Annotated in this window: 19 protein-coding genes, 1 tRNA gene and 1 pseudogene; 12 read left to right on the top strand and 9 right to left on the bottom strand. The window is 46.8% G+C overall.

All coding sequences use genetic code 11. From position 1 onward, the window contains the following. Positions 1-52: 52 nt before the first annotated feature. Positions 53-268, bottom strand: a complete 216-nt coding sequence (locus ACMUEV_RS23010; protein WP_017286758.1) for a hypothetical protein — start codon at positions 266-268, stop codon at positions 53-55. Between the two features lie 174 nt (positions 269-442). Between ACMUEV_RS23010 and ACMUEV_RS23005 the strand changes: the two genes are divergently transcribed. The 8 genes and pseudogenes from ACMUEV_RS23005 to ACMUEV_RS22970 all read left to right on the top strand — a co-directional run bounded on the left by ACMUEV_RS23005 (position 443) and on the right by ACMUEV_RS22970 (position 9,598). Next, positions 443-514: transfer RNA gene (locus tag ACMUEV_RS23005), tRNA-Val, on the top strand. Between the two features lie 470 nt (positions 515-984). Continuing rightward, positions 985-1,425 (top strand): hypothetical protein, encoded by a 441-nt coding sequence (locus ACMUEV_RS23000; RefSeq protein ID WP_190651920.1) that lies wholly within the window; start codon positions 985-987, stop codon positions 1,423-1,425. 158 nt (positions 1,426-1,583) lie between these two features. Continuing rightward, the gene (locus ACMUEV_RS22995) at positions 1,584-1,868 is read left to right on the top strand and encodes a hypothetical protein (RefSeq protein WP_242044500.1); all 285 of its coding nucleotides are present in this window, start codon (positions 1,584-1,586) and stop codon (positions 1,866-1,868) included. Between the two features lie 155 nt (positions 1,869-2,023). Next, positions 2,024-2,593, top strand: a complete 570-nt coding sequence (locus ACMUEV_RS22990) for a rhodanese-like domain-containing protein (protein WP_242044503.1) — start codon at positions 2,024-2,026, stop codon at positions 2,591-2,593. After that, positions 2,574-3,047 (top strand): hypothetical protein, encoded by a 474-nt coding sequence (locus ACMUEV_RS22985; RefSeq protein ID WP_415354683.1) that lies wholly within the window; start codon positions 2,574-2,576, stop codon positions 3,045-3,047. The genes ACMUEV_RS22990 and ACMUEV_RS22985 overlap by 20 nt, the downstream gene beginning before the upstream one ends. Positions 3,048-3,052: 5 nt before the next feature. After that, positions 3,053-3,442 (top strand): annotated as a pseudogene (locus ACMUEV_RS22980) (transposase family protein); the annotation flags it as partial. Positions 3,443-3,780: 338 nt separating this feature from the next. After that, entirely contained in the window at positions 3,781-5,721 is a 1,941-nt protein-coding gene (locus ACMUEV_RS22975) for a response regulator (RefSeq protein ID WP_199329770.1), read from the top strand. Positions 5,722-5,725: 4 nt separating this feature from the next. Continuing rightward, positions 5,726-9,598: a PAS domain S-box protein gene (locus ACMUEV_RS22970; RefSeq protein ID WP_190653873.1), complete on the top strand. Its 3,873-nt coding sequence runs from the start codon at positions 5,726-5,728 to the stop codon at positions 9,596-9,598. A 36-nt stretch (positions 9,599-9,634) separates the two neighbouring features. On the opposite strand, the gene ACMUEV_RS22965 is transcribed toward ACMUEV_RS22970, so the two are convergent. From ACMUEV_RS22965 to ACMUEV_RS22955, 3 genes are read right to left on the bottom strand one after another with little or no spacing between them, the layout of a single operon-like run. Further along, positions 9,635-10,393, bottom strand: coding sequence for a hypothetical protein (locus ACMUEV_RS22965; protein ID WP_190653872.1), 759 nt, complete (start codon positions 10,391-10,393; stop codon positions 9,635-9,637). 21 nt (positions 10,394-10,414) lie between these two features. After that, on the bottom strand, positions 10,415-11,419 hold the full coding sequence (locus ACMUEV_RS22960; protein ID WP_242044990.1) for an acetylserotonin O-methyltransferase: 1,005 nt from the start codon (positions 11,417-11,419) through the stop codon (positions 10,415-10,417). A gap of 37 nt (positions 11,420-11,456) precedes the next feature. Continuing rightward, positions 11,457-11,933: a hypothetical protein gene (locus tag ACMUEV_RS22955; RefSeq protein WP_190653871.1), complete on the bottom strand. Its 477-nt coding sequence runs from the start codon at positions 11,931-11,933 to the stop codon at positions 11,457-11,459. A gap of 414 nt (positions 11,934-12,347) precedes the next feature. Between ACMUEV_RS22955 and ACMUEV_RS22950 the strand changes: the two genes are divergently transcribed. From ACMUEV_RS22950 to ACMUEV_RS22940, 3 genes are all read left to right on the top strand, one after another. Beyond that, a complete protein-coding gene (locus ACMUEV_RS22950) occupies positions 12,348-13,832 on the top strand; it encodes an ATP-binding protein (protein WP_190653870.1) in 1,485 nt (494 codons plus the stop codon). Between the two features lie 67 nt (positions 13,833-13,899). Then, positions 13,900-14,280: a response regulator gene (locus tag ACMUEV_RS22945; RefSeq protein WP_017286885.1), complete on the top strand. Its 381-nt coding sequence runs from the start codon at positions 13,900-13,902 to the stop codon at positions 14,278-14,280. A 142-nt stretch (positions 14,281-14,422) separates the two neighbouring features. Then, entirely contained in the window at positions 14,423-15,787 is a 1,365-nt protein-coding gene (locus tag ACMUEV_RS22940) for an FAD-binding oxidoreductase (RefSeq protein ID WP_190653869.1), read from the top strand. Positions 15,788-15,876: 89 nt separating this feature from the next. On the opposite strand, the gene ACMUEV_RS22935 is transcribed toward ACMUEV_RS22940, so the two are convergent. The 5 genes from ACMUEV_RS22935 to ACMUEV_RS22915 form a co-directional block, all read right to left on the bottom strand. Further along, entirely contained in the window at positions 15,877-16,152 is a 276-nt protein-coding gene (locus ACMUEV_RS22935; protein ID WP_190653868.1) for a GlsB/YeaQ/YmgE family stress response membrane protein, read from the bottom strand. Positions 16,153-16,443: 291 nt separating this feature from the next. Beyond that, positions 16,444-17,091 (bottom strand): TMEM165/GDT1 family protein, encoded by a 648-nt coding sequence (locus tag ACMUEV_RS22930; RefSeq protein WP_190653867.1) that lies wholly within the window; start codon positions 17,089-17,091, stop codon positions 16,444-16,446. Positions 17,092-17,317: 226 nt separating this feature from the next. Beyond that, entirely contained in the window at positions 17,318-18,079 is a 762-nt protein-coding gene (locus ACMUEV_RS22925) for an ABC transporter permease (protein WP_017286892.1), read from the bottom strand. 5 nt (positions 18,080-18,084) lie between these two features. Further along, positions 18,085-18,912: an ABC transporter ATP-binding protein gene (locus tag ACMUEV_RS22920; protein ID WP_017286893.1), complete on the bottom strand. Its 828-nt coding sequence runs from the start codon at positions 18,910-18,912 to the stop codon at positions 18,085-18,087. 59 nt (positions 18,913-18,971) lie between these two features. Beyond that, positions 18,972-20,090, bottom strand: a complete 1,119-nt coding sequence (locus ACMUEV_RS22915) for an ABC transporter substrate-binding protein (protein WP_347277641.1) — start codon at positions 20,088-20,090, stop codon at positions 18,972-18,974. Between the two features lie 443 nt (positions 20,091-20,533). On the opposite strand from ACMUEV_RS22915, the gene ACMUEV_RS22910 reads away from it, so the two are divergent. Further along, the gene (locus ACMUEV_RS22910; protein WP_017286895.1) at positions 20,534-21,238 is read left to right on the top strand and encodes a GntR family transcriptional regulator; all 705 of its coding nucleotides are present in this window, start codon (positions 20,534-20,536) and stop codon (positions 21,236-21,238) included. Positions 21,239-21,317: the final 79 nt, after the last annotated feature.

Below are 21,317 nucleotides of genomic sequence, written 5' to 3'. Positions count from 1 at the left end.
TCAGAGCATTCGTGCTCTGACTACATTGAAGCGTTTATCGATGGAAGCCCAGTTAGAAAAACATTTGCCGAGAAGCGAACTTCTCAAAATCTGCTTGGGTTTGATGGAGTAACTGCTCCCGATGATCCGGAGTGTTGGTCAGTCGGGGAACGAGATTCCGAGCTTGTAACGCCATATGAAGTTGAAGATGAGCGACGTATTCACTGAAGTCCTCTTGAGCAGCGACTTGAGAGGGCAAGTGTGCCGATTGCTGAGTGCGCGAATCCAAAACGTATTCTCCCTATCAAACTCACGACAGATGTTTAGCTTACAAACTGATTATTCCAGCAAGTCCCCAAATTGCGCCATACTTCTTTAAAGTTGTTTACGTTTCACATTGGATTTGCGGATAAAAAATTAGGACTAGACAAGCCGAGAGAAGTTTGCTACTGTAAATAACTGCGGGCGATTAACTCAGTGGTAGAGTGCATCCTTGACAGGGATGAAGTCACTGGTTCGAATCCAGTATCGCCCATCAATTTCAGGATACCGAGTTTCATAGCTCCCTAAAACATCCCTAAAACCGAGTTACAACCGAATAAGTGAGACGCGATATCAAAGCGTATTCACAGCTTCTTAAGGGGGAAACCCCAACAAAAAGCTATGAATACCTAGACTGATACCGCATTTTTCATTTGTTACGTTCACAACTTGCACTTATAAAATCAACCTGCAAGTTGTGGACGCGCGTACTAAAGTTCAGTTGTATCAAGCGTGATCGACAAAATTTGCCTCTAGAAAACATAAGCCCGTTCCCTATTCCAGTGGCAATGGAAGGAATCGATTTGATGATAAATTTCGAGTCTGCATCTGCGCCGATGACGACCGCAGCATAGCTGATTCTAGCGATCGTGCTTTGGATCTACACGGTACTAGCTTGGTTACGGTACGCTGAAGCATGGAAGCTCCTTCTTACCCATTTCGCTGAGCGATTGCTTTTATTCTATGAATAGCGAATCTTCTCGTTCGTTGCCCTGGCTCTCGTTAGGACTGTTTTGGTGCGCTCATGCCATGCTCGGATGGTATCTTGCGGCGCATCATATTATCTGGCTTGTTGGAGCCGCCGCAATCCTTGCAATCGTGATCATTTCTGGAACGGGCAGGGCTTTGCTTGAGCAGTTGTTCGGGGTGATTTCTCGCACTTTATTGATCGTTGTATTCCTGAGCTTTTTGATTAGTGTCTGTGCATTTCTATTTGTCAGCAAGTTTGAGTTCTTGGGTTTAGTCTTTCTGCCACTTGTGACAGCGGTTCTAGCGGATCTCAGCCTGCGTTCTGCGGGGTTTGAGCAGCGTCAGATATGGATTTATCTTGTCTTTATCGCTGGATTAGGAATCGGTTTAGGCGAGGTGTTCGACCTTGTATTCCTTCCGAGCATGCGGTACTGAAGAAGTCCAAATCATTAGAGCCGCGATCGTAACCGCTCTCTACACTGCCAGAAACTATAGCGAAGACGAAGCCTCGTATGAATGGGTAAATTTTCAATTAAAGCTGATCCCTCAATACTGGGAGGAGCCCTGAGTTAACCGAGGATTTTTGCAAACTTGTGAAGTCGCTTCGGCGGCGGCAGGAAGCTTACGCAAATCTTGAGGCACAACAGGGGAATTCTAAGCCCGTTCCCTCAAGATTTGCGCCAATGGAAAATCAATGGACAGCCCGATCCTGGAAAGTATTTCAAGGTGTGGGGATCTCATTCCTGCTTATCGTGGTTCTCGCCTTCATCTATGGCAAGTTCATTCATCACCCGTTGCGTATCTGGCTGGCGGATGGGGAATGGTGCGTCAGATTTTCTCCAGATGGATCGGGAAAAGTCCTCTACGGCTTCGAGTGAGATCGTTAACAGATTGAGATAGTCCAGCCTTGTTTTTCTCTGGTTTGATAAGCTTGAGTAGCTCTGACGGGATCTCTATCAGTAGGATTGCAGCAGAGTTATGGAAAATGGGTGCCAGTCAAGCTTCTTCGATCTTCTTTGATAAGGAAACAGTGATGAAATATCTCGCAGTGGCTCTCCTCTCTTGCATCGTTCTGTCCAGTGAGATGCTGGCTACTTCTAGAAATCAGGCAGCGATCGCCGCTCCCAAACCCCCTTTAGATAATCCGGCAATTGATATGCCAGGGTATTTGCGCGTTTCCTATGAAGCTGCAAAGCATCGGGAGACACGCCGAATTTCTGAGGACGACTTTATTCGCATGAGCCGTGAACCGAATACGATCATCCTGGATGCCCGGAGCCGCGAGAAGTATGATTTGCTGCATATCAAAGGGGCAATCAATCTGAGCTTTCCAGACATTACGGTTGAAAGTTTGAAAAAAACGTTTCCTGACAAATCAGCGCGAATTCTCATCTATTGCAACAACAATTTCATCAACGCTGAAGCACCTTTTCCTTCAAAACTACCAACGGCTTCCCTCAATCTCTCAACCTACATTGCCTTGTATAACTACGGCTATCGCAATATCTACGAACTAGCTCCCCAAATTGACCCGAAGGTATCCAAACTTCCCTTTGAATCGACTCCCGTCTCAACCTCGTCTCATGGAAGCATCGTTCCTTAAATTATGCGATCGCATTCTCCCTGTCTGGCACAAGAACAATCCTCTATGGCTCCGAGTGCGATCTCTAAACCAAGGCTCATGCGCAAGGGGAAACGTGGCGGACAAGGCAAGTTTGGTGTCGAAGACCAACTGCTCATTGCGATGGAATATTGGCGAGAATATCGCACCATCTTACTCAATTCCCTACGGAGGGAAACCCTCCTACAGGATTGAGCGCCAGTTCCACATCGGGCAAAGTTGGGGAATTCATGAAACGACGGTTGGACACATTGTCCGCAAGATTGAAAACATCTTGATTCAGTCGGGTGAGTTCTGCTTGCCAGGTAAAAAAGCGCTGCACTCAGCCCAGACCGAATGGAACATCCTCGTCGTCGATGTGAGTGAGAGTCCAATTGAACGCCCCAAAAAAAACAACGACCTTACTACAGTGGCAAGCAGAAATGGCACACGCTAAAAGCTCAAGTGGTTGTGGACTATCTCAGCGGTATGATTATCTGTACTGCTTTTGACAAAGGGCGAAAACATGACTTTCGCATCTTCAAGGGTTCGCAACTTCCGACTCAACTTGAGCAACTCTGGGTCGCAGACCGAGGCTATCAAGGCATCGCCAAGTTTCATGCTTACAGGTGTACTTCATTCAAAAAGTCGCGCAAGCGCTCCCTCTCCAAAGCGGAACGGCAATTCAATCGCCAATTAGCGCAAGTTCGCATCACGGTAGAACACACCTTTCGCAAGCTGAAGATCTTTCGCATCTTATCGGAGCGCTATCGCAATCGACGCAAGCGCTTTGGGCTACGCTTCAACCTGATTGCAGGCTTACTCAACTACGAGCTTACTCACTCAAACTGATTCGTGCAGGAGGTCTAATAGTGCGATGACTTCTGCTTGATTGGCTGTGGTTTTGAGTTGCTGTTGCAACTGTGCGTTTTGTAGCAATTCTTTGAGAGTTTGAAGCGTGGATGTTCCCCTAATTTGTGACTTGGTTCTGAATGCTATCGGTGGCAGCGTTAAGTTGTGTCTCCGTCGCATTCCTGAACTGATTTGAATTGAATCAATTTATCGGGGAGAAGCCGTGGAGAAACTTGCTCAAAAAGAGAATTTTCAGCACTCCGAAAGGACTCGCTCGCATAAAGTCAAATCGGGGAGAACTAGGGGACTTGTTGCATTCCGTAAGGCTTCCTCGCATCGTGAACCCGTACAATGCAATCAGCGTTGGATGTTGGGATTGGATGCGGATTTTAATTGTTGAAGATGATGAGGCGATCGCGAATTTAGTCGCGCAATCGCTCAAAGCACATCACTATGCAGTTGATATTGCTGATGATGGTTCGATCGGCTGGGAATGCGCAGAAAGCACCACTTATGACTTAATTCTGCTCGATGTGGATTTGCCCAAACTCGATGGGATTTCACTTTGTCAGCAACTTCGCGATCGCCGCTGTGAAACTCCCATTTTGCTAATGACGGCAAAAAATGCAACCGAACATCGCATTCGAGGATTAGATGCAGGAGCGGATGATTACTTAGTCAAGCCGATCGACTTGGGAGAACTGCAAGCACGAGTTCGAGCACTCCTGAGACGCGGTGTTGTGGGAGCGTCGCTGTTAGAAGTTGGAGATTTGCGGCTTGATCCGCAATCGTGCCAAGTTACTTATGCCAAGGAACTATTATCGCTGACCCCGAAGGAATATAGCCTTTTAGAGCTATTTCTGCGTCATCCTGCCCGTGTATTTAGCTGTGGAGACATTATTGAGCATCTATGGACGTTTGATGATCCCCCGCAAGAAGACAGCGTTAAATCCCATATCAAAGGCTTGCGGCAGAAGTTAAAAGCCGTCGGTGCAGTCAATTGGATTGAGAACGTCTACGGATTAGGCTATCGATTGAATCAAACCATCGGAAAAGAAGAGAAGAAAACGGCGATCGATGACGCGAAAGCGATCGCTTCTCCGGTTTCTGAACCCGAAGTCCCCGATTCTGAACCATACAATCAAGCGGTAGAGCAACTTTGGAATCAGTATCGTGGGTTAATGGAAGAACGCCTAACAGTGCTACAGCAAGCCGTTCAAGCGTTGAGGACTGAGACGTTAACCGAGGATATGCAGCAAGCGGCAGAACGAGCGGCGCATAAATTGGCGGGCGTATTGGGAATGTTCGATCGTCCCGAAGGCACTCAGATTGCGCGTCAGCTTGAGGAACTTTTTTCAGGACAACTAAATTCTCAACAGCACCCCGCACTCCAGTTGCTCGTTCAACAGTTGAGTCAAGTATTGGAGATTGAGCAGTCGAGCATCGAGCAGATTGAAGTTCAAATTGAAGTTCAACCCATTACGACACCTGCTTCGATTCGATCGTGGAACATTCTCGCAGTCGATGATGATCCGATCATTCTCGCCGCTTTAAAGCAACAACTTGAACCTTGGGGAATGCGCGTCACGGCGATCGAGAATCCCTTACAATTTTGGACGATTCTACCCAGTGTTAATCCGGATCTGATGATTTTGGATGTGGAGATGCCGCAACTCAATGGAGTCGCACTCTGTCAAGCGATTCGAGCGAATCCAACTTGGCAAAGTTTGCCGATCGTCTTCCTCACTGCTCATCAAGACCCTGCAACGGTTCAGCAAATTTTTGCAGCGGGAGCCGATGATTATGTGGTTAAACCTGTGGTTGGGCACGAATTAATTTCACGGATTACCCAACGATTAGAGCGAATTCGATTGCTGCAAACATTGTCCACTAAAGATTCGATCACTGGACTTTCCAATCAATATCATTCGAGTCAAGCGATCGCGACGCTCATAACACAAACCCAATCGGGCTATTTTGCGATCGCATATCTGCCAACACTCAGGCACATCAATATTCAACAGGATCACGCCGCTGGAAATCAAACATTGAAACAATTAAGTCAACATTTAGAAATGACTTTTAACAACACGGCAATCTTAGGATATTGGGGGAATGGAGAATTTGCGATTGCACTTTCTCACACTTCAAAAGAAGCCTTGCAAAAACAACTCTCAGCCATCCCAATGAGGTATGAATTTGCAATTGTGCAATATCCAGTCGATGGATTTACTGTACAAGCGCTGTATCAAGCTGCAAGTCTCTGCTTAGAAGGTTAAACCTATGAGTAACGCCTCTAATTCAGTTCCGCAACTCCAACGCGACGATTTGATTACCGTTCTAGAGTCAGCCATTGATTTGATTGGAATTGCCGATGCGGAAGGCAGAACGCTTTATGTCAACCCCGCAACCCGCCGAGTCATGGGGTTTGGAGAAACCGAAGACCTCTTACAGAAAAGCATTCTAGACTATCATTCTCCCGAAGCTGCTAAGTTTTTGATGGAAGAAGCTTTTCCGATTGCTTTACAACACGGAATTTGGATGGGCGAAACGCGCCTGCTGAGGACAGATGGACAAGAGATTCCAACGTCCCAAGTGATCATGACGCACAAAAATCCAGATGGCTCGTTGAAGTTCGTTTCCTCAATGATGCGAGACATTACCGAGCAAAAAGCGATCGAAGAACAACTTCGACGTAGTAATGCGTTGCTCAAGGCTCAGCAAGAAGCCTCGATCGATGGCATCCTAGTTGCAGACGAACACCGCAACATTGTTGATTACAATCAAAAGTTCTGTGAAATCTGGCGATTGCCACAAATTCTAACGGCTAGAAGCTCGCGTCAGATTGCAGAAATGGTTGCAGATCAGGTAGAAGACCCAGAAGCTTTTTTAGCAGACATCGAAGCGCTTTATCAGAACTTAGATGAAGTTCTGCACGATGAGCTTTTGTTGAAAGATGGACGAACGATCGAACGCCATAGTAAAGCAGTAAAGTCTCCAACAGGTGAATACTACGGGCGGATTTCGTTCTTTCGAGATATCACCGAGCGTAAGAGTGCTGAGAAAGCACTTCGTCGTAGTGAAGGTCGATATCGTGCCTTTGTCACCGCAACGGCTCAAGCGGTTTGGATGACCAATGCTCAAGGAGAAGTAGTCGAAGATATTCCGCTTTGGTGTGCGCTCACGGGACGCAGCGCCGAAAGTGCAAAAGGCTGGGGATGGCTTGAAAGCGTTCATCCCGACGATCGCGCTCCTACCGCACAGGTTTGGTTAGACGCAGTCAATTCTGGAACAATCTATGAAGTTGAACAACGGGTGCAGATAGCATCGGGTGAATATCGATTGTTTGCGGTGCGAGGTGTCCCCATTTTCGATGAGCAGGGCAAGATTCAAGAGTGGATTGGAACGCAAACCGACATCACTGAACAAAAACAAGCCGAAGAAGCATTGCGGCATCAGAATGCTTTACTCCAAGCGCAACAACAAGCCTTACAGCGCAGTGAACTCAAATACCGCAATCTATTTGAAACGGCTCAAGTTGGCATCTACCGAATTCGCTTAGAAGATGGGCTAATTCTAGAAGCAAATCCGTATGCGATCGCAGCTCTTGGTTACGATCGCGCTGATGAAGTCGTTGCTAAGAAATACACGATCGATTTCTATGCCGATCTCAGCGATCGAGACATCATTCTCGATGAAATTCAAAAGCATGGCAAAGTCACGAACTATGAAATGCAGTTTCGTTATCGGGATGGATCATTGCGATGGGGAATGTTTACTTTGTCGATCAATGCTGCCGAAAATGTTTTAGAGTCTGTCTTTACCGATATTACCTCCCGCAGACAAACCGAAGAAGCGCTGCGGCGGAGTGAATTGAAATACCGTCATTTGTTCGAGAATTCTCAAGTTGGGATTGGACGCACCCGCATCGAAGATGGTTTATTTCTCGATGCGAATCAACGCTGTGCGGATATTCTGCGGCTTGAATCGGCAAACGACTTGATTGATAAACGCTACACCAGCGAGTTTCAGGTTGATCCGCAGGCACGGCAGCTGATGTTGAATGCTCTTCAGCAAAACGAAGAAGTACGCGATTTAGAAACGCAATTGCGTCGAGCAGACGATTCAACAGGTTGGGGCTTGTTTTCGCTGCGTCCGAGCTTAGAAGAAGGCTGCTTTGAGTTCGTGATTGTGGATATCAGCGATCGTAAAGCTGCCGAAGAATCACTGCAACGTCGCGCTGGACTCGATAACTTACTCAGTCAAATCTCTCGACAGTTCATTGACCAAGATGCAGAAACCGCAATTGGAGAAGCTTTGGAGCTAATTACTCGCCATATTGGTGCAGAGCGTGGCTGCATTTTCGAGTACCGGAACAATCACAGTGAATGCCAATTGTTGTACGAATGGTGCGGTGAGAATGTTGTGCCTTTGACTCCTGAAGCAAGAGGGTCGAGTGTTCCTGAATTTCCGGTGTTACATCAGCAGATTCTTTCTGGAGAAGCCTTATATACGGCCAATATCGCAATGATTCCGGACTCTCCAGAGCGACGGTTATTTATGCAACAGTCGATTCAATCGTTAATGGCAGTACCCGTGATTTACCAGGGAAACGTGACGGGCTTTATGGGCGTGGACACGACTCATTTTCAGAAAGCTTGGAGTCAGGAGGATATTAACAGTCTCAGATTGGTGGGTGAACTCATTGCGATCGGAAGAGCCAGATACAAAGCTGAAGCCGATTTACGCATCGCGAAAGAAGCAGCGGAAACCGCAAATCTCGCAAAGAGTACGTTTCTTGCCAACATGAGCCATGAACTGAGAACGCCGTTGAATGCAATTCTTGGATTTGCTCAATTGATGGAGCGCGAGGTTGCACTATCCGATCGACAACGCAATTCGCTTGCCATTATCAATCGCAGTGGTGAACATTTGCTGGATCTGATTAATGACGTGTTGGAGATGTCCAAGATTGAAGCCGGACGAACGACGTTAAACCTGGTTTCCTTTGATTTGCATCATCTTTTGTACACGCTACAAGAAATGTTTCTCATGCGGGCAAAAGCAAAACATCTTGCGTTGAATTTTACGATCGCACCTAATCTTCCGCAGTACATCCAAACCGACGAAAACAAGCTCAGACAAGTCTTGATCAATTTGCTCAGCAATGCGATGAAGTTTACAGACCACGGCAGCATTACGCTCGAAGCAACAGTGCAATCAGAAACAATGCTCCAATTCAAAGTCCAAGACACGGGACAGGGCATTGCTCCAGAAGAATTTGACCAGCTATTTCGTCCCTTTATTCAAACTCATAGCGGTTCCCAATTGCGGGAAGGTACTGGGCTTGGACTGACAATCAGTCGTCGCTTTGTGCGATTGATGGGCGGTGATATTCAGGTTGAATCGACAGTCGGACAAGGATCAACGTTTTCATTTGGGATTCAAATCGCGATCGCGAATCCCAAAGATGTTATACCCATGGTGAATTCAAAACGGGTGTTGCAGCTTACACCACAACAATCGAGCTATCGAATTTTAGTCGTAGACGATCGCGCTGAAAATCGAGAATTCGTAGAACAATTGCTCACAATGGTGGGATTTGAAACGAGATCAGCAATCAATGGAGAAGATGCGATCGCTCAATGGCAACACTGGCAGCCACACTTAATTTTGATGGATATGCGAATGCCCGTCATGGATGGCTATGAAGCAACTCGACAAATTCGCGCGCTGGAATCGGCTCAGACTCGATCGAAGATCTTAGCGTTGACTGCCAGTGCCTTTGAAGAACAACGCGCTTCGATCTTGGCGGCTGGCTGTGATGACTTATTAGCAAAACCGTTTCGAGAAGCTCACTTATTTGAGAAATTAGCTCAGCATCTTGGCGTGAACTATGTCTACGAGGAAGAGACAACCCCCTCAACTGAACCAACGTTAGAACTCACTCGTGACATGCTAGATGCGATGCCTTCTGCTTGGATTGCCCAACTACATCAAGCATCGCTCGCGGTAGATGCTGATCAAATTTTGCAATTAATTCAGCAAATTCCAAAATCTGAGCAGCAAATCGCGATCGCATTAACCGAGCTAGTTCAACAGTTTGGCTTTGACGAAATTGCTGAGCTTTCTCAATCCGAGAATCACACAATCTGATGCTCGATCAAGATCAGCAACGATCGCTATAGCAAGCTAATTGAGCCAAGTGATTGATTGCATAATCTCAATCGCTTGATTTGGAGTAATCGTATTCTGGCACAGAGGTGATCCACCTTTGTAGTAAGCGTCCCGAGCAGTATCGCCTCCACTGATGCGATAGAACGGACCCACACCTGCCCAATCCGTTAATAAATTGGGCTGTGGTGAATCAAGCTGCTCTGCTGAAGGCGTTTTGAATTCACCATTTTCTTGACCGAATAGCAGCGAAGTTTCTCCCAACAACTCAGTCTTGACTTTTGCTGCATACTCTCTCGGCACACCACCCACTCCGCCGCCTGTCGCTTCGATAGCAAAGCAGCTATTCTGTTCGGCATTGCGATAAACAATGCCGTATTGTGGCCCAAACCGACAAGTGCCTTTCTCTGAACGAGACGCATTTTCAGGGCAAGGTTCGGTATCAACTTTGATGACCGTATAGCCTGCTGGAATCGCGCCTGGCACTGCGATCGCAATCCCTAACGATTTGAGTGAAGCTTGCTGAGACGGACTCAAGCCCCCGATTTGCTCTGATTGAGAGTTGTCAGAACTAACAGTACTAGCATCGTGAGAAACTTGTACCGATTGATTCGAGTTCTGTGCCACTTCAACCGGATTGCTCTTAGAGGGTGGAGCAGATGCTACTTCAACCGGACTGCTTTTAGAAGGTGGAGCAGATGCATAAATGTTCAGACAGGCACTGGAGCCTAAAGCAAGGGCAGCAGTCAACGGCAGGAGAGCAAAATGGCGCTTCATAACGGTTGGGAAGGAGATACGTTAAAGTTTGACAGCTTCAATAATGCTGAGCATTGAAGGTGTGGGAATGACTCGTGTCAGTTCAAAGCCATTCGATCGCAGCAACGATCGATATTCTGCTTCAGTGCGTTCCCGTCCACCCGTCATCAACAACATAATCATGTCAATCAACTTGGCTGGAGACGGTTCATTACCGGGTGGAAGAATGCTTTCAACTAGCAGCAATTTGCCGTGATCTGGCATGGCTCGATGACAATTGTTCAGAATGATCGAGGACTTTTCATCATTCCAATCATGAATAATCCATCGCATCACATAAGCATCACCCCCCGTCGGAACAGACTCAAAGAAATTTCCAGCAATCCGTTGAAGATTTCTATCGCCCTCAATATTCCCAATAACTTCGGGTAAATCGAACAGAATGCCTTTAAGATGAGGATTCGCTTGCAGAATCGTAGAAATTAAGCTGCCTTGCGCTCCACCGACATCAACGATCGTATCGAACTGAGAAAAGTCATAGCTTGCAGCCACCGCTTGCGCGATCGCAATTCCCATACTCGACATCGATTGTGAGAAGATGTGTCCATCTTCAGGATGTTGAGCGAAGTGCTGCCAAATGTTCATTCCCGCAGCCTGATCAAACGCAATCTCGCCTGTTTTCAAGCTGTGTAATCCATTGCTCCAGCCTAAAGAATGGTCGTATCCCATTTGCGCCATGACTGCATACCGCATTGAAGCTGGATGATCACTTTTGAGGGTTGCAGCCAGCGGAGTCAGCGCAAACTGTTGATCAGATACTTCAGTAAAGACACCAATACTGGCTAAAGCACGCAGAAGTCGATACAGCGATCGCGGATCGGTATTCGTTCCGGCGGCAAGTTGAGCGATCGTTTTCGGTTGGTCGTCAAACAAATCGGCAACCCCTATTTTTGCAGCGAGATAGAGCGATCGAGCAATCCAGAACCCACTAATGAGATTGAGCATTGCTTCTTGAGGAGCAACTTCGATTCTTTCCATTGTCAACATGATGTCTTTCACTCCAAGTAATGTTCAACAGTAATAGTTAAGCTTCAACGAGTTGGGCGGCAGCTTGATTGAAAAACGCCTCAAAGACACCTGGCTGTGCGAACTGTAAATAGTCCTTCGCCAGTTCAGGCGTGAGAAATTCAAGCATTAATTTGTTTTCCACCCAAAATTCGATCACTTCGAAGGGGCCACGATCACACAGTCTGACCAGCCAGCCTTCCCGGTTTGCAATTTCTCCAATCTGCTCTAAAGAAGTAGGAACGGAAATCGCTGCATGAATCGAAGTAAACGATTGAGCCATATTTCCAGTGGAGAATTCAACTTCTTCTAGCCCTGGAGTCAATTGAGTATCTGCCGGATAAAGTTCGATTCCCGTTCCATACTCGTCTCCAACGACCACCATATAGCTTCCTGGGTGTGGCGGAAAAGGAAAACAACGACCTTGTAAAACTTCTGCTAGTACATTTCCAACATGCAATGGCTGATTTACCGCAACCGAAATATGATGCAACATAATAACCTCTGAGAAAGTTCTAAATTGGATACATCAGCTTTAACTTGCTGATGACCCTTAAAGTAAGGAACAATCGAGGAAAAGTCGGGGAGATGCTGAAAAAAATCTACCTGTAAATTTCGGTTGAACGTTGATCGCGCTCTCCCGCCCGTGATTGAAAATCACGGTCTAACCGTGCGAAGTCTCTAAAGAGACTGCCAGAATACAGCGATGCAGTCCCTTCAGGGACTTCGCACAGTTAGCACGGGGTTTTAAACCCTGTGCGGGAGAGAGAGAGCAACAAATCAATCCGAAATTTGCAGGTGGAAAAAATTTGGAACAACATCGAGAAAAGAAATTTTGTTTTGATGAAGGTTCTTTGGAGACTTACGGTCACGTCATAAAATCTGATGAGCGTTCCACTTAAGGTTTGTAATGACCGAGTCCGATTTGCCGAAAGCCGATATCTTAGTCATTGACGATACCCCGGAAAACCTTAATCTGCTCTCAACGATGCTGATCGATCGCGGCTACAAAGTTCGGAGCGTGACAAAGGGTTCCACGGGCATTCGAGGCGCACAGGTGATGCCGCCGGATCTCATTTTGCTCGATGTCAATATGCCGCAGATGAATGGATACGAAGTCTGTGAACAGCTTAAAGCCGACGATCGCACTCGTGACATCCCCATTATTTTTATCAGTGCTTTAGAAGCGGTCAACGACAAAGTAAAAGCATTTCAAGCGGGCGGCGTTGACTACATTACAAAACCATTTCAAATCGAAGAAGTGCTGGCTCGAATTGAAACACATCTAACACTGCGGCGATTACAAAATCAACTGCAATCGAAAAATGAACAACTCCAGCAAGAGATCCGAGATCGTCAACACGCAGAAGAAAAGTTTGCAACCATTTTTCGGCAAAGTCCAAACCCGATCGCGATCGTGACCATTCCTGAAGGTCAATTCATCGAAGTCAACTCTAGTTTCTTGAGCATTAGCGGCTACTCGCTGGATGAAGTGATTGGTTGTACGATCGCCCAATTACATCTGGGTCGTGATATTGATGCATTCATGCGTCGTCTTCAAACCCGCACCGCCTTTCATAATCTAGAGTTTGAATTGCTGACTCGTTCTCAAACCAGGAAGCACATTTTACTTTCGGTTGATCACATTGAACTCAATGGAACCGCTTACGCTCTCCTCATTGCTAACGACATCACCGAACGCAAACGCCTCGAAAACGAATTCATTTCTTTAGTCAGCCACGAACTTCGGACTCCGCTGACTTCTATGATGGGTTCGCTGGATCTGCTCGGTAGTGGGCAGTTAGGCAACCTCACCGAACAAGGACAGCACGTTCTCAATATTGGGATCAAGAATGCAGAACGCTTGATTCGCTTAATCAACGACATTCTTGATCTTGAACGGATTCGCTCAGGCAAAATCACGATGAATCTACGATCGTGCAATTTAGCCGACTTAATGACACAAGCCACCGAAGAAATGCAATCAATGGCGAATGGCTCAAACATTCAACTGATTACAGAGCCGCTATCATTGTTTCTCACAGTTGATCCCGATCGCATTGTGCAGACCTTAACCAATCTGCTCAGCAATGCGATCAAATTCTCACAACCTAACAATCAAGTTTGGATGCAGGCACGATCGACGATTTCAAGCATCTGTATTAGTGTTTGTGACCAAGGACGAGGCATCCCTGCTCATCAGATCCAGACCATCTTCGAGCGATTTCAGCAGGTCGATGCCTCGGATGCCCGACAAAAGGGAGGAACTGGACTAGGACTTGCGATCTGTCGCAACATCGTCGAGCAACATGGTGGCAGAATTTGGGTCGAAAGTATCGTCAATCAAGGCAGCACATTTCATGTTGAATTGCCGCTTAGCGATGGAACGATTTAAGAATAGCTCCCCGACTTCTCCTCGATTCATTGCTACTTTGTGAATATCAGACCTCCAAAGATTAGAAATGAACAAGCAAATTTTGATTGTGGATGATGAGGAAGATGTGAGAGCGATCGCCACACTCGGTCTGCAAATGGGAGCAGGTTGGAACGTCTTAACGGCAAGTTCGGGTGCAGAAGGAATTGCGATCGCGACTCAACATCAACCGGATGCAATTCTGCTGGATCTGATGATGCCGGATATGGATGGCTGTGCTACGTTACATCACCTTAAGCAAAATCCTGAGACCCAGCTTATCCCTGTCATTTTGATGACTGCTAAAGTGCAAGCTTCAGAGCAACATAATCTCCACGATTTAAAAATCGCCGCTGTGTTTACTAAGCCATTTCGTCCCCTCACGCTTGCCCAACAGATTGCTGATGCGTTAGCTTGGCATGATGATTGAAGCAACGCAACTTGAAATGTAGTATTTGCCCGATGTACTTAGGGAATTTTGACAGCTGAACTGTCATTATCCTCTGCGAATTTTCTGAAATGCTTCTCAGTGTGTTTGTGTCTATGAAAGGCAAGCGATTTGGAACAATGCAATGGCTGAACTTACTGGAAAAGTCATTTACGCAGGCGAAGCAGGGTATGAAGATGCGCGGCTGAACTTCAATGCGCGATTTGCTGCCTCGCCGCTGTTGATTGTCTTCTGTCAGTCTGTGCAAGATGTCGTCAACGCTGTAAATTGGGCGCAAATGAGTGGAGTTCCGGTACGAGTTCGGAGTGGACGACACAGTTATGAGGCGTTTTCGGTTGCAGATGATGCGCTGATTATTGATCTCAACGATATGGAGCAGATTCGATTTGATCGCACTACAGGACAAGCTACCATCCAAGCTGGCGCAGAACTCGTTGCGATCTATGAAACTCTTGCGGCAGAAGGGGTCACAATTCCAGGTGGATCTTGTGCGACGGTAGGCATTACCGGATTAACGCTCGGAGGCGGCTATGGATTACTCGCTCGCTGGAAAGGATTGACTTGCGATAGCTTGCAAGCCGTAGAAATGGTGACGGCTAAGGGAAAACTCATTGTTGCGGATGCGACTCAGAATGCTGATTTGTTCTGGGCGTTGCGGGGTGGCGGAGGTGGAAATTTTGGCATTGTGACTGCGCTCAAGTTTCAAACTCATGCGATCGATAAAGTCACCATCTATCAACTCAAATGGGATGCGACTGAGATAGAACGGGTGATTCAACAATGGCAAGCTTTTGCACCAGACAGTGACGATCGTCATACGAGCATTTTGAAACTCACACCGGGAAACTCGGTCTATATCGTGGGTCAATTTGTGGGAACCGAAGCAGAATTACGCACTGTGCTCGCGCCTTTATTCGCGATCGCACCGAAAGAAACCGAGATCGAGACCTTGCCTTACCTTGAAGCAGTCTATGCCTTTGCTGGATTAAAGCCAGATTATCCAAAACGCTTAGCTCATTGGCATGGTTCACAGACGAAATTTAAGAATGCTTCTGATTATGTTGTTCGTCCATTAAATGCAGAGGGCATTGCCACGGTTGTTAAATTCCTCAAGCAAGCACCCAGTCGAAATGTCGTGCTGCAATTTGATAGTTATGGCGGCGCGATCGCCAAAATTCCCCCTGATGCCACAGCGTTCTGCCATCGCCAAGTGAAGTGGAACATTCAATATCAAGCATATTGGACAAAACCGCAGGAGCAAGCTGCCCATATCAATTGGGTGCAAAATTTCCGCTCAGCCATGCAACCGTATGTTACTGGGGGATGCTATGTGAATTACTGCGATCGCTCGATTAAAAACTGGCAAACCGCCTACTACGGAAGTAATTGGCAACGATTAAAGCAGGTGAAACAGCAATACGATCCGGGTAATTTTTTCAGTTTTGAACAAAGTATTCCTGCGAATACCAGCGGTCGTGGATTGCCCTGAGTAATACTCGTTTTCGCAGCAGTCTTAGGACTAGGTGTAGAAAGACTGCTGCAGCGAAAACGACAAATCCTTACCTTCGCTCAATGACGTTAGTAGATTCTTCGGCGGCTGACGAAAGCATAGTAGAGCCACAAGGCAACGATAGCACCCATTACTGCAATCAATAGCCCAGGCAGGGTGAAGCCTACTGCACTGAGGGATAACATTCCTGTAGTCAACAAGGTGTACAAGGTGCCACCGATAAAAGCACCAACAATTCCCAAAAGCATTGTTCCTAAAATGTTGCTGTCTTGATAGCCAGGATAAATTGCTTTGGCGATCGCTCCAGCTAATAGTCCTAAAATAACCCAAGCCAGAATACCCATAGTGATAATCTCCTGTTTGAATAAAAATAGGAATTCTTCAGTAATTTGTTTTAACGGTTTCGTTCTGTCGTGTAGATGCTTGCCATCTATGTGCAATATACAGGATGTCTCTAGCTCAAGCGACCTTCCTTGAGAGAGAAGGTCACTCAGCTTTGAGAAGGAAAATCATTGAGAACTTGAAAACTTGGGGTAGAGTAACGGAATTCGAGAAAATGATCATTCTAGTGCGGGCGCAATCGCGAGGAATCTGCACTGCGAAACTGAGCAGTGCAGGTTTTAGTAAAGAAGAAGTTAAGCAGGCTGTACCCAAGTTACGATCGCAAACACAAAGAACAATAAGCCCCCCACGATCGTCACTGTTCGCTCTGAAATTCGAGACGCGATCAATCGACCGCCAAATACGGCGATCGCACAACAGATCGCATGTCCCAAAATTGCACCGAGCGTTACTCCGATTAAATTCTTCGAGGCTCCTAGTGCCATCGTGGTAATTTGAGTGCGATCGCCCCACTCGGCAATAAAGGTCAGCGTAAAGGCTTCCAACATAATTGCAAGACGGGTTTTCTTCTTGAGATTTGCCTCTGCTTGGAAAACCGCTTCTATGGCTTCTTTCTCCGCCTCAGAAGCACATTCCGAGTTATCCAGCAGCGATTTGTCTTGGCACTCCGGCTTCATTTTGCTGGCATCGTAGAGCATTTTGAATCCAAACACTGTGAATAACACGATCGTGCCGTAATGCACCCAACTTTGAGGCAAAACATTCGCAGCTTGTCCAAGTAGAACCGAAAGGATCGTCATCGCAGCTAATGCCAACATCGATCCCAAAAATACAAACCGCCGCGAATGTCGCATTGCTAAACACATCGAGATAAAGAACGTCTTATCGCCCAATTCCCCGATCGTGATAAACAATAATCCAGCTGTAAATGCCTCTAACATCAGGCTTCCTCTCAGTCAGTTGATAATGAACTGAGCAAGCTTGATGAAAGACAAAAGACCTCACCAAGCTCACTGCAATTCGTGAACTTAGTGAAGGTCTCGCTTCCAAGTAAAAAAGCTTCTTGTCGCTTGAACCAGGCTCATCGCCAGTATGTTGACTCAAGCGGGCTGAACAAATGTCAGCAGCTACTCCCCTTCAAACTGAATTGATTATACAGGAGATGGGCTACCGCGCCCAATAAATTACTTTTTTCTCAACTAGAACGAAAAAGCCATACAGCAAAATTCCCATCAGTGCCAGAATCAGCAACGCTGCAAAGGCTAAGGGAACATTGAAATCCGAGGTGGCCTGCACAATCAAAAAGCCGAGTCCTGCATTAGAAGCCACGGATTCAGAAATGACCGTTCCAATAAATGCAAATGAAGCGGCAATTTTCAGCGATGCAAAAATGTAGGGTAGGGTGTGAGGCCAACCAATTTTCTGGAACGCTTCGACCTGATTTGCGCCTAATGCCCGCAGCACATCTTTCATTTCTGGCTCAACGGTGTCTAATCCGAGCGCCACATTCACCGCGATCGGGAAGAAAGCCAGCAAAAATGCAGTTAACGTCGCTGGAATTGCATTCGCGCCAAACCAAATGGCGAGCAGCGGCACTAATGCAGCTTTGGGAATCGTGTTAAATGCCACAAGCAGGGGGTACAGCGTCAGATAAGCTGTCCGTGAATACCCAATAATGAATCCCAGTACCACTCCGACTGCAACGGCGATAATGAACCCTAGCATCGTTGTCCAAAGCGTGCGGATCGCATTGACAGTGAGCTGCGGTGCAAAATTGATCAAAGCATTGAGGATATTGGTGGGTGCAGGCAAGTTGAAGGGCGGGATCTTAAAAATGATCACGACCAATTCCCAGACGATGAAGAGGACAACAGTTGCAATGAATGGCAACACAAAGCCTGCTGACTTTGATTTCAGAAATTTTTCCATCGGTGCTAGTTGTGCTGAATGTGTTTGCGAATGCTGGCAAAGTAGTGATTAAACTCGTCGCTTAGCTCCATTTCCAAGGTTCTTGGACGCGGGAGATCAATTTTGACTTCGTAGATAATCGAGCTAGGACGCGCGCCCATCACATAGACGGTATCGGATAAAAAGACCGCTTCTCGTAAGTCATGCGTAATCAAAATACCGACGCATTTGACCTTCATCCACAGGTTTTGCAACATGCCCCACATTTCCTCGCGGGTAAAAGCATCTAATGCTCCGAACGGCTCGTCGAGGAGCAGAATTTCTGGGCTGTGGATCAGCGATCGACACAAAGAAGCCCGTTGTCTCATCCCACCGGACAACTGCCAAGGATATTGCTTCTGAAAATCTTGTAAGCGCACCGTTGCCAGCAGATCTTGCGCCATGCGCACATACTCTTCTTTGCGCTGACGATAGTTTTTCTTGTACGAATCGACGATTTCGAGTGGCAGCATCACATTGTCGATCGTATTGCGCCACGGCAGCATGACTGGATTCTGAAAGGCAATTCCAGTATTGCGCAGGGGCTTTTTAATCGGTGTGCCGCGATAGCGAATTTCCCCGATCGGAGCCGGACTCAAGCCTGAGACCATCCGCAAAATTGAAGTCTTCCCACATCCACTGGGACCGACAAACGACACAAACTCACCCGGTTGGATCGAGAGATTCACTTCTTGAATAATCCGTCGCATTTTCCCTTCAAACGGATACTCCAATCCAACCCGATCAAACTCCAATAATGGCTCTCCAGATGACGAACCAGAATTGACCGATAGAGAATCAACCTGTGGCTGCATAATTCCTCAAGATGTAAATGAAAAAAGGGCTGAACAGATCAGCCCTGGTGTGAACGAGGTTAGGACAACGGTTTACGATCGCTGGGCAAAGTCCGCTGCTCTTTCGGGGGCAAGAACTTGTCGGTATAAATATCTGCGACAGATGGCGTCGTTTTTAAGCCAAACCCTTCGGCGGTTTGCTTCAAGGTTTTCTCTAGCCGCGCCGGATCAACACTGCCTAGCCCGATTTGCTCCACTTCAGGACTGATAAACATCCGCTCTAAGGCAACTTGTAATCGCACCTTCTCAGCTTCGCGATCCATCAGCTTTGAATCATCGGATGCCATGACTGCATCAAGTCCTGCCGTTGGATCTTTCAGCACATCCTGCAAGCCACGTAGGTAAGCTTTAACGAATGCTCTCACGGTGTCAGGATTTTGCTCGACAAAGCTGGCTTTTGACAAAATGGCGTTGCCATAAAAATCCATGCCATTGTCGTTGTAGTAGAAAATATTGATGTCCTCTAGCTTCTTGCCGCCTTTGAGCAGACTGGGCAATGCGGAGGTTGAGAATCCGCTAATTGCATCGACTTGACCTTGAAGCAAGAAGCTTTCCCGAAGTCGGGGTTCCATGGTCGTCCACTCCACGGAGTTGGGATCAAAGCCGACTTCCTTGGCGAGCACGGGAAAGAGTTTGCGAGGCCCATCTCCGGTGGGTGCGCCTAGTTTCTTGCCAACGAGGTCTTTGGGAGAATTAATCCCTTTCTCCTTGAGGGTCAAAATTGCAAAAGGTGCTCTACTCTGCGTCACCGCCACCGCAATCACTTTATCATTCGGGTTTTTCTCATTGAATTCCAGCGCGTTGTACATGTCGCTGAAAGACAGATCAAATTTTCCAGTCCCGAGTTTGCTAATGGTGTCTGCGTTGCCGAATCCTCGTTCATAGGAGACATTCAAGCCTTCTTGAGCGAAGTAGCCTTTGTTCATGGCAACAATCAAGGGAGCATCTAAGCTCTGTTTCAAAAACGAAAGTTGCACGCGAACGGCTTTGAGTCCTTGCTGATTGGCGGCAGGGCTAGCCGAGTTAGCAGCGCTGCCTGTTGGAGCCGTAGCCGTGGGCTGAGAGGCGCATCCTCCGAAAACCACGATCGATGCCGCAATTAAGGATAGGCTTGATAAACGTCTTGATATCTTACTCACAATCATTCTCCAGCGTTAAATGTCAGCGAAACCGCAAAATCCGCAAAAATATATAAGATGGGTTGTAGGGTTAGGAAGATAGCGCGCTGAGTGAAGGCGTTGCGGATTGAGTACAGCATCGCTGCCCTTACGAAGCCCGTAAATAACAAGGCTTGTAGTGCATACAGGATACAAAACTTCCCTTAGAGCATTATTGAGATCATCTATCCTGCTTTCTGTATCTTTCGTTACTGGGTTTAGAGTTTCTTAAGCGCTTGGATGATTTCCAAACTAATATAAAAATTTTTATATACTTCCCTTTCCTGCCAGTTTGAAAGATGAATGATGAAGAAACTCGACCATTCACGCTTTCAACGTTTACGAAGTAAATTTTTGTGGTTTAGCGTCGAAAATATTGCTTGATCGCTTATCAAGTTTTTTAGAGCGAGGACTCTATTGTGCTGATGTCTGGTCAATCTCTCCAACGTGCTCAATTGCTTCATGAACAGACCTATCAAATGTTGCGCAGTGCGATTCTGTCTGGGGAACTGGCTGCTGGCTGTCGTTTGATTGAAACCCAACTTGCCGACCAGTTGCAAGTGAGCCGAACGCCGATTCGAGAAGCCCTGAGGTTATTGCAACGCGATCATTTGGTGACGACTGATGCTCAGGGAGCGATGCGAGTCGCAGTGTTATCGATCAAGGATGCAATCCAACTCTATGATTGCCGGATTGCGCTAGAGCAATTATCGGTTTCTGCGGCGTGTGGAACTGCGAGTGATGAGCAAATTCAATGCATTGAAAGCGCCTTGCAACAAGCAGAAAAAGCAAGTTTGACTCCCGCAAATTCGCTCACTCCGTATCAGCTTTTGCATTTGGATTATCAATTTCATCGCTCAGTTGCGGAGAGTTCTAGTAATACGTGGCTGGTGCAGATTTTAGATCAGGTGTTCGATAAGATGGCGCTGCTGAGATTGAGAACGATCGAGCATAACCCGAATGTTTTAGAAATTCGCGGGGAACATCGCCGCGTCTTAGAAGCGATTCGCCAGCGGGATGCTCTCGCCGCGATGCAAGCCATTCAGTATCACTTAATCGCGAGTAAGGAGCGAGTCGTACAAGAAATTCAAGAGTTAGAAGCCTTACTTACGACAGAGGCGGAAAGTTAGGAAATGCTGTTCTCCAGCAAAAGTATGTATACAGCACTACAGAAGATTAAATTGTGCTCGCTGTATTTATTAGGTCAGT

The organism is Leptolyngbya sp. FACHB-1624, assembly GCF_047649235.1.
GTDB classification, from domain to species: Bacteria; Cyanobacteriota; Cyanobacteriia; order Leptolyngbyales; family Leptolyngbyaceae; genus Leptolyngbya; species Leptolyngbya boryana.
This window is presented reverse-complemented; position numbering and strand designations above follow the sequence as displayed.

Coding starts and splice junctions, on each gene's coding strand:
- ACMUEV_RS23000 (WP_190651920.1), top strand. CDS start 985: ATGAATAGCGAATCTTCTCGTTCGTTGCCCTGGCTCTCGTTAGGACTG.
- ACMUEV_RS22990 (WP_242044503.1), top strand. CDS start 2,024: ATGAAATATCTCGCAGTGGCTCTCCTCTCTTGCATCGTTCTGTCCAGT.
- ACMUEV_RS22985 (WP_415354683.1), top strand. CDS start 2,574: ATGGAAGCATCGTTCCTTAAATTATGCGATCGCATTCTCCCTGTCTGG.
- ACMUEV_RS22970 (WP_190653873.1), top strand. CDS start 5,726: ATGAGTAACGCCTCTAATTCAGTTCCGCAACTCCAACGCGACGATTTG.
- ACMUEV_RS22965 (WP_190653872.1), bottom strand. CDS start 10,393: ATGAAGCGCCATTTTGCTCTCCTGCCGTTGACTGCTGCCCTTGCTTTA.
- ACMUEV_RS22960 (WP_242044990.1), bottom strand. CDS start 11,419: ATGTTGACAATGGAAAGAATCGAAGTTGCTCCTCAAGAAGCAATGCTC.
- ACMUEV_RS22955 (WP_190653871.1), bottom strand. CDS start 11,933: ATGTTGCATCATATTTCGGTTGCGGTAAATCAGCCATTGCATGTTGGA.
- ACMUEV_RS22950 (WP_190653870.1), top strand. CDS start 12,348: ATGACCGAGTCCGATTTGCCGAAAGCCGATATCTTAGTCATTGACGAT.
- ACMUEV_RS22945 (WP_017286885.1), top strand. CDS start 13,900: ATGAACAAGCAAATTTTGATTGTGGATGATGAGGAAGATGTGAGAGCG.
- ACMUEV_RS22940 (WP_190653869.1), top strand. CDS start 14,423: ATGGCTGAACTTACTGGAAAAGTCATTTACGCAGGCGAAGCAGGGTAT.
- ACMUEV_RS22935 (WP_190653868.1), bottom strand. CDS start 16,152: ATGGGTATTCTGGCTTGGGTTATTTTAGGACTATTAGCTGGAGCGATC.
- ACMUEV_RS22930 (WP_190653867.1), bottom strand. CDS start 17,091: ATGTTAGAGGCATTTACAGCTGGATTATTGTTTATCACGATCGGGGAA.
- ACMUEV_RS22925 (WP_017286892.1), bottom strand. CDS start 18,079: ATGGAAAAATTTCTGAAATCAAAGTCAGCAGGCTTTGTGTTGCCATTC.
- ACMUEV_RS22920 (WP_017286893.1), bottom strand. CDS start 18,912: ATGCAGCCACAGGTTGATTCTCTATCGGTCAATTCTGGTTCGTCATCT.
- ACMUEV_RS22910 (WP_017286895.1), top strand. CDS start 20,534: ATGTCTGGTCAATCTCTCCAACGTGCTCAATTGCTTCATGAACAGACC.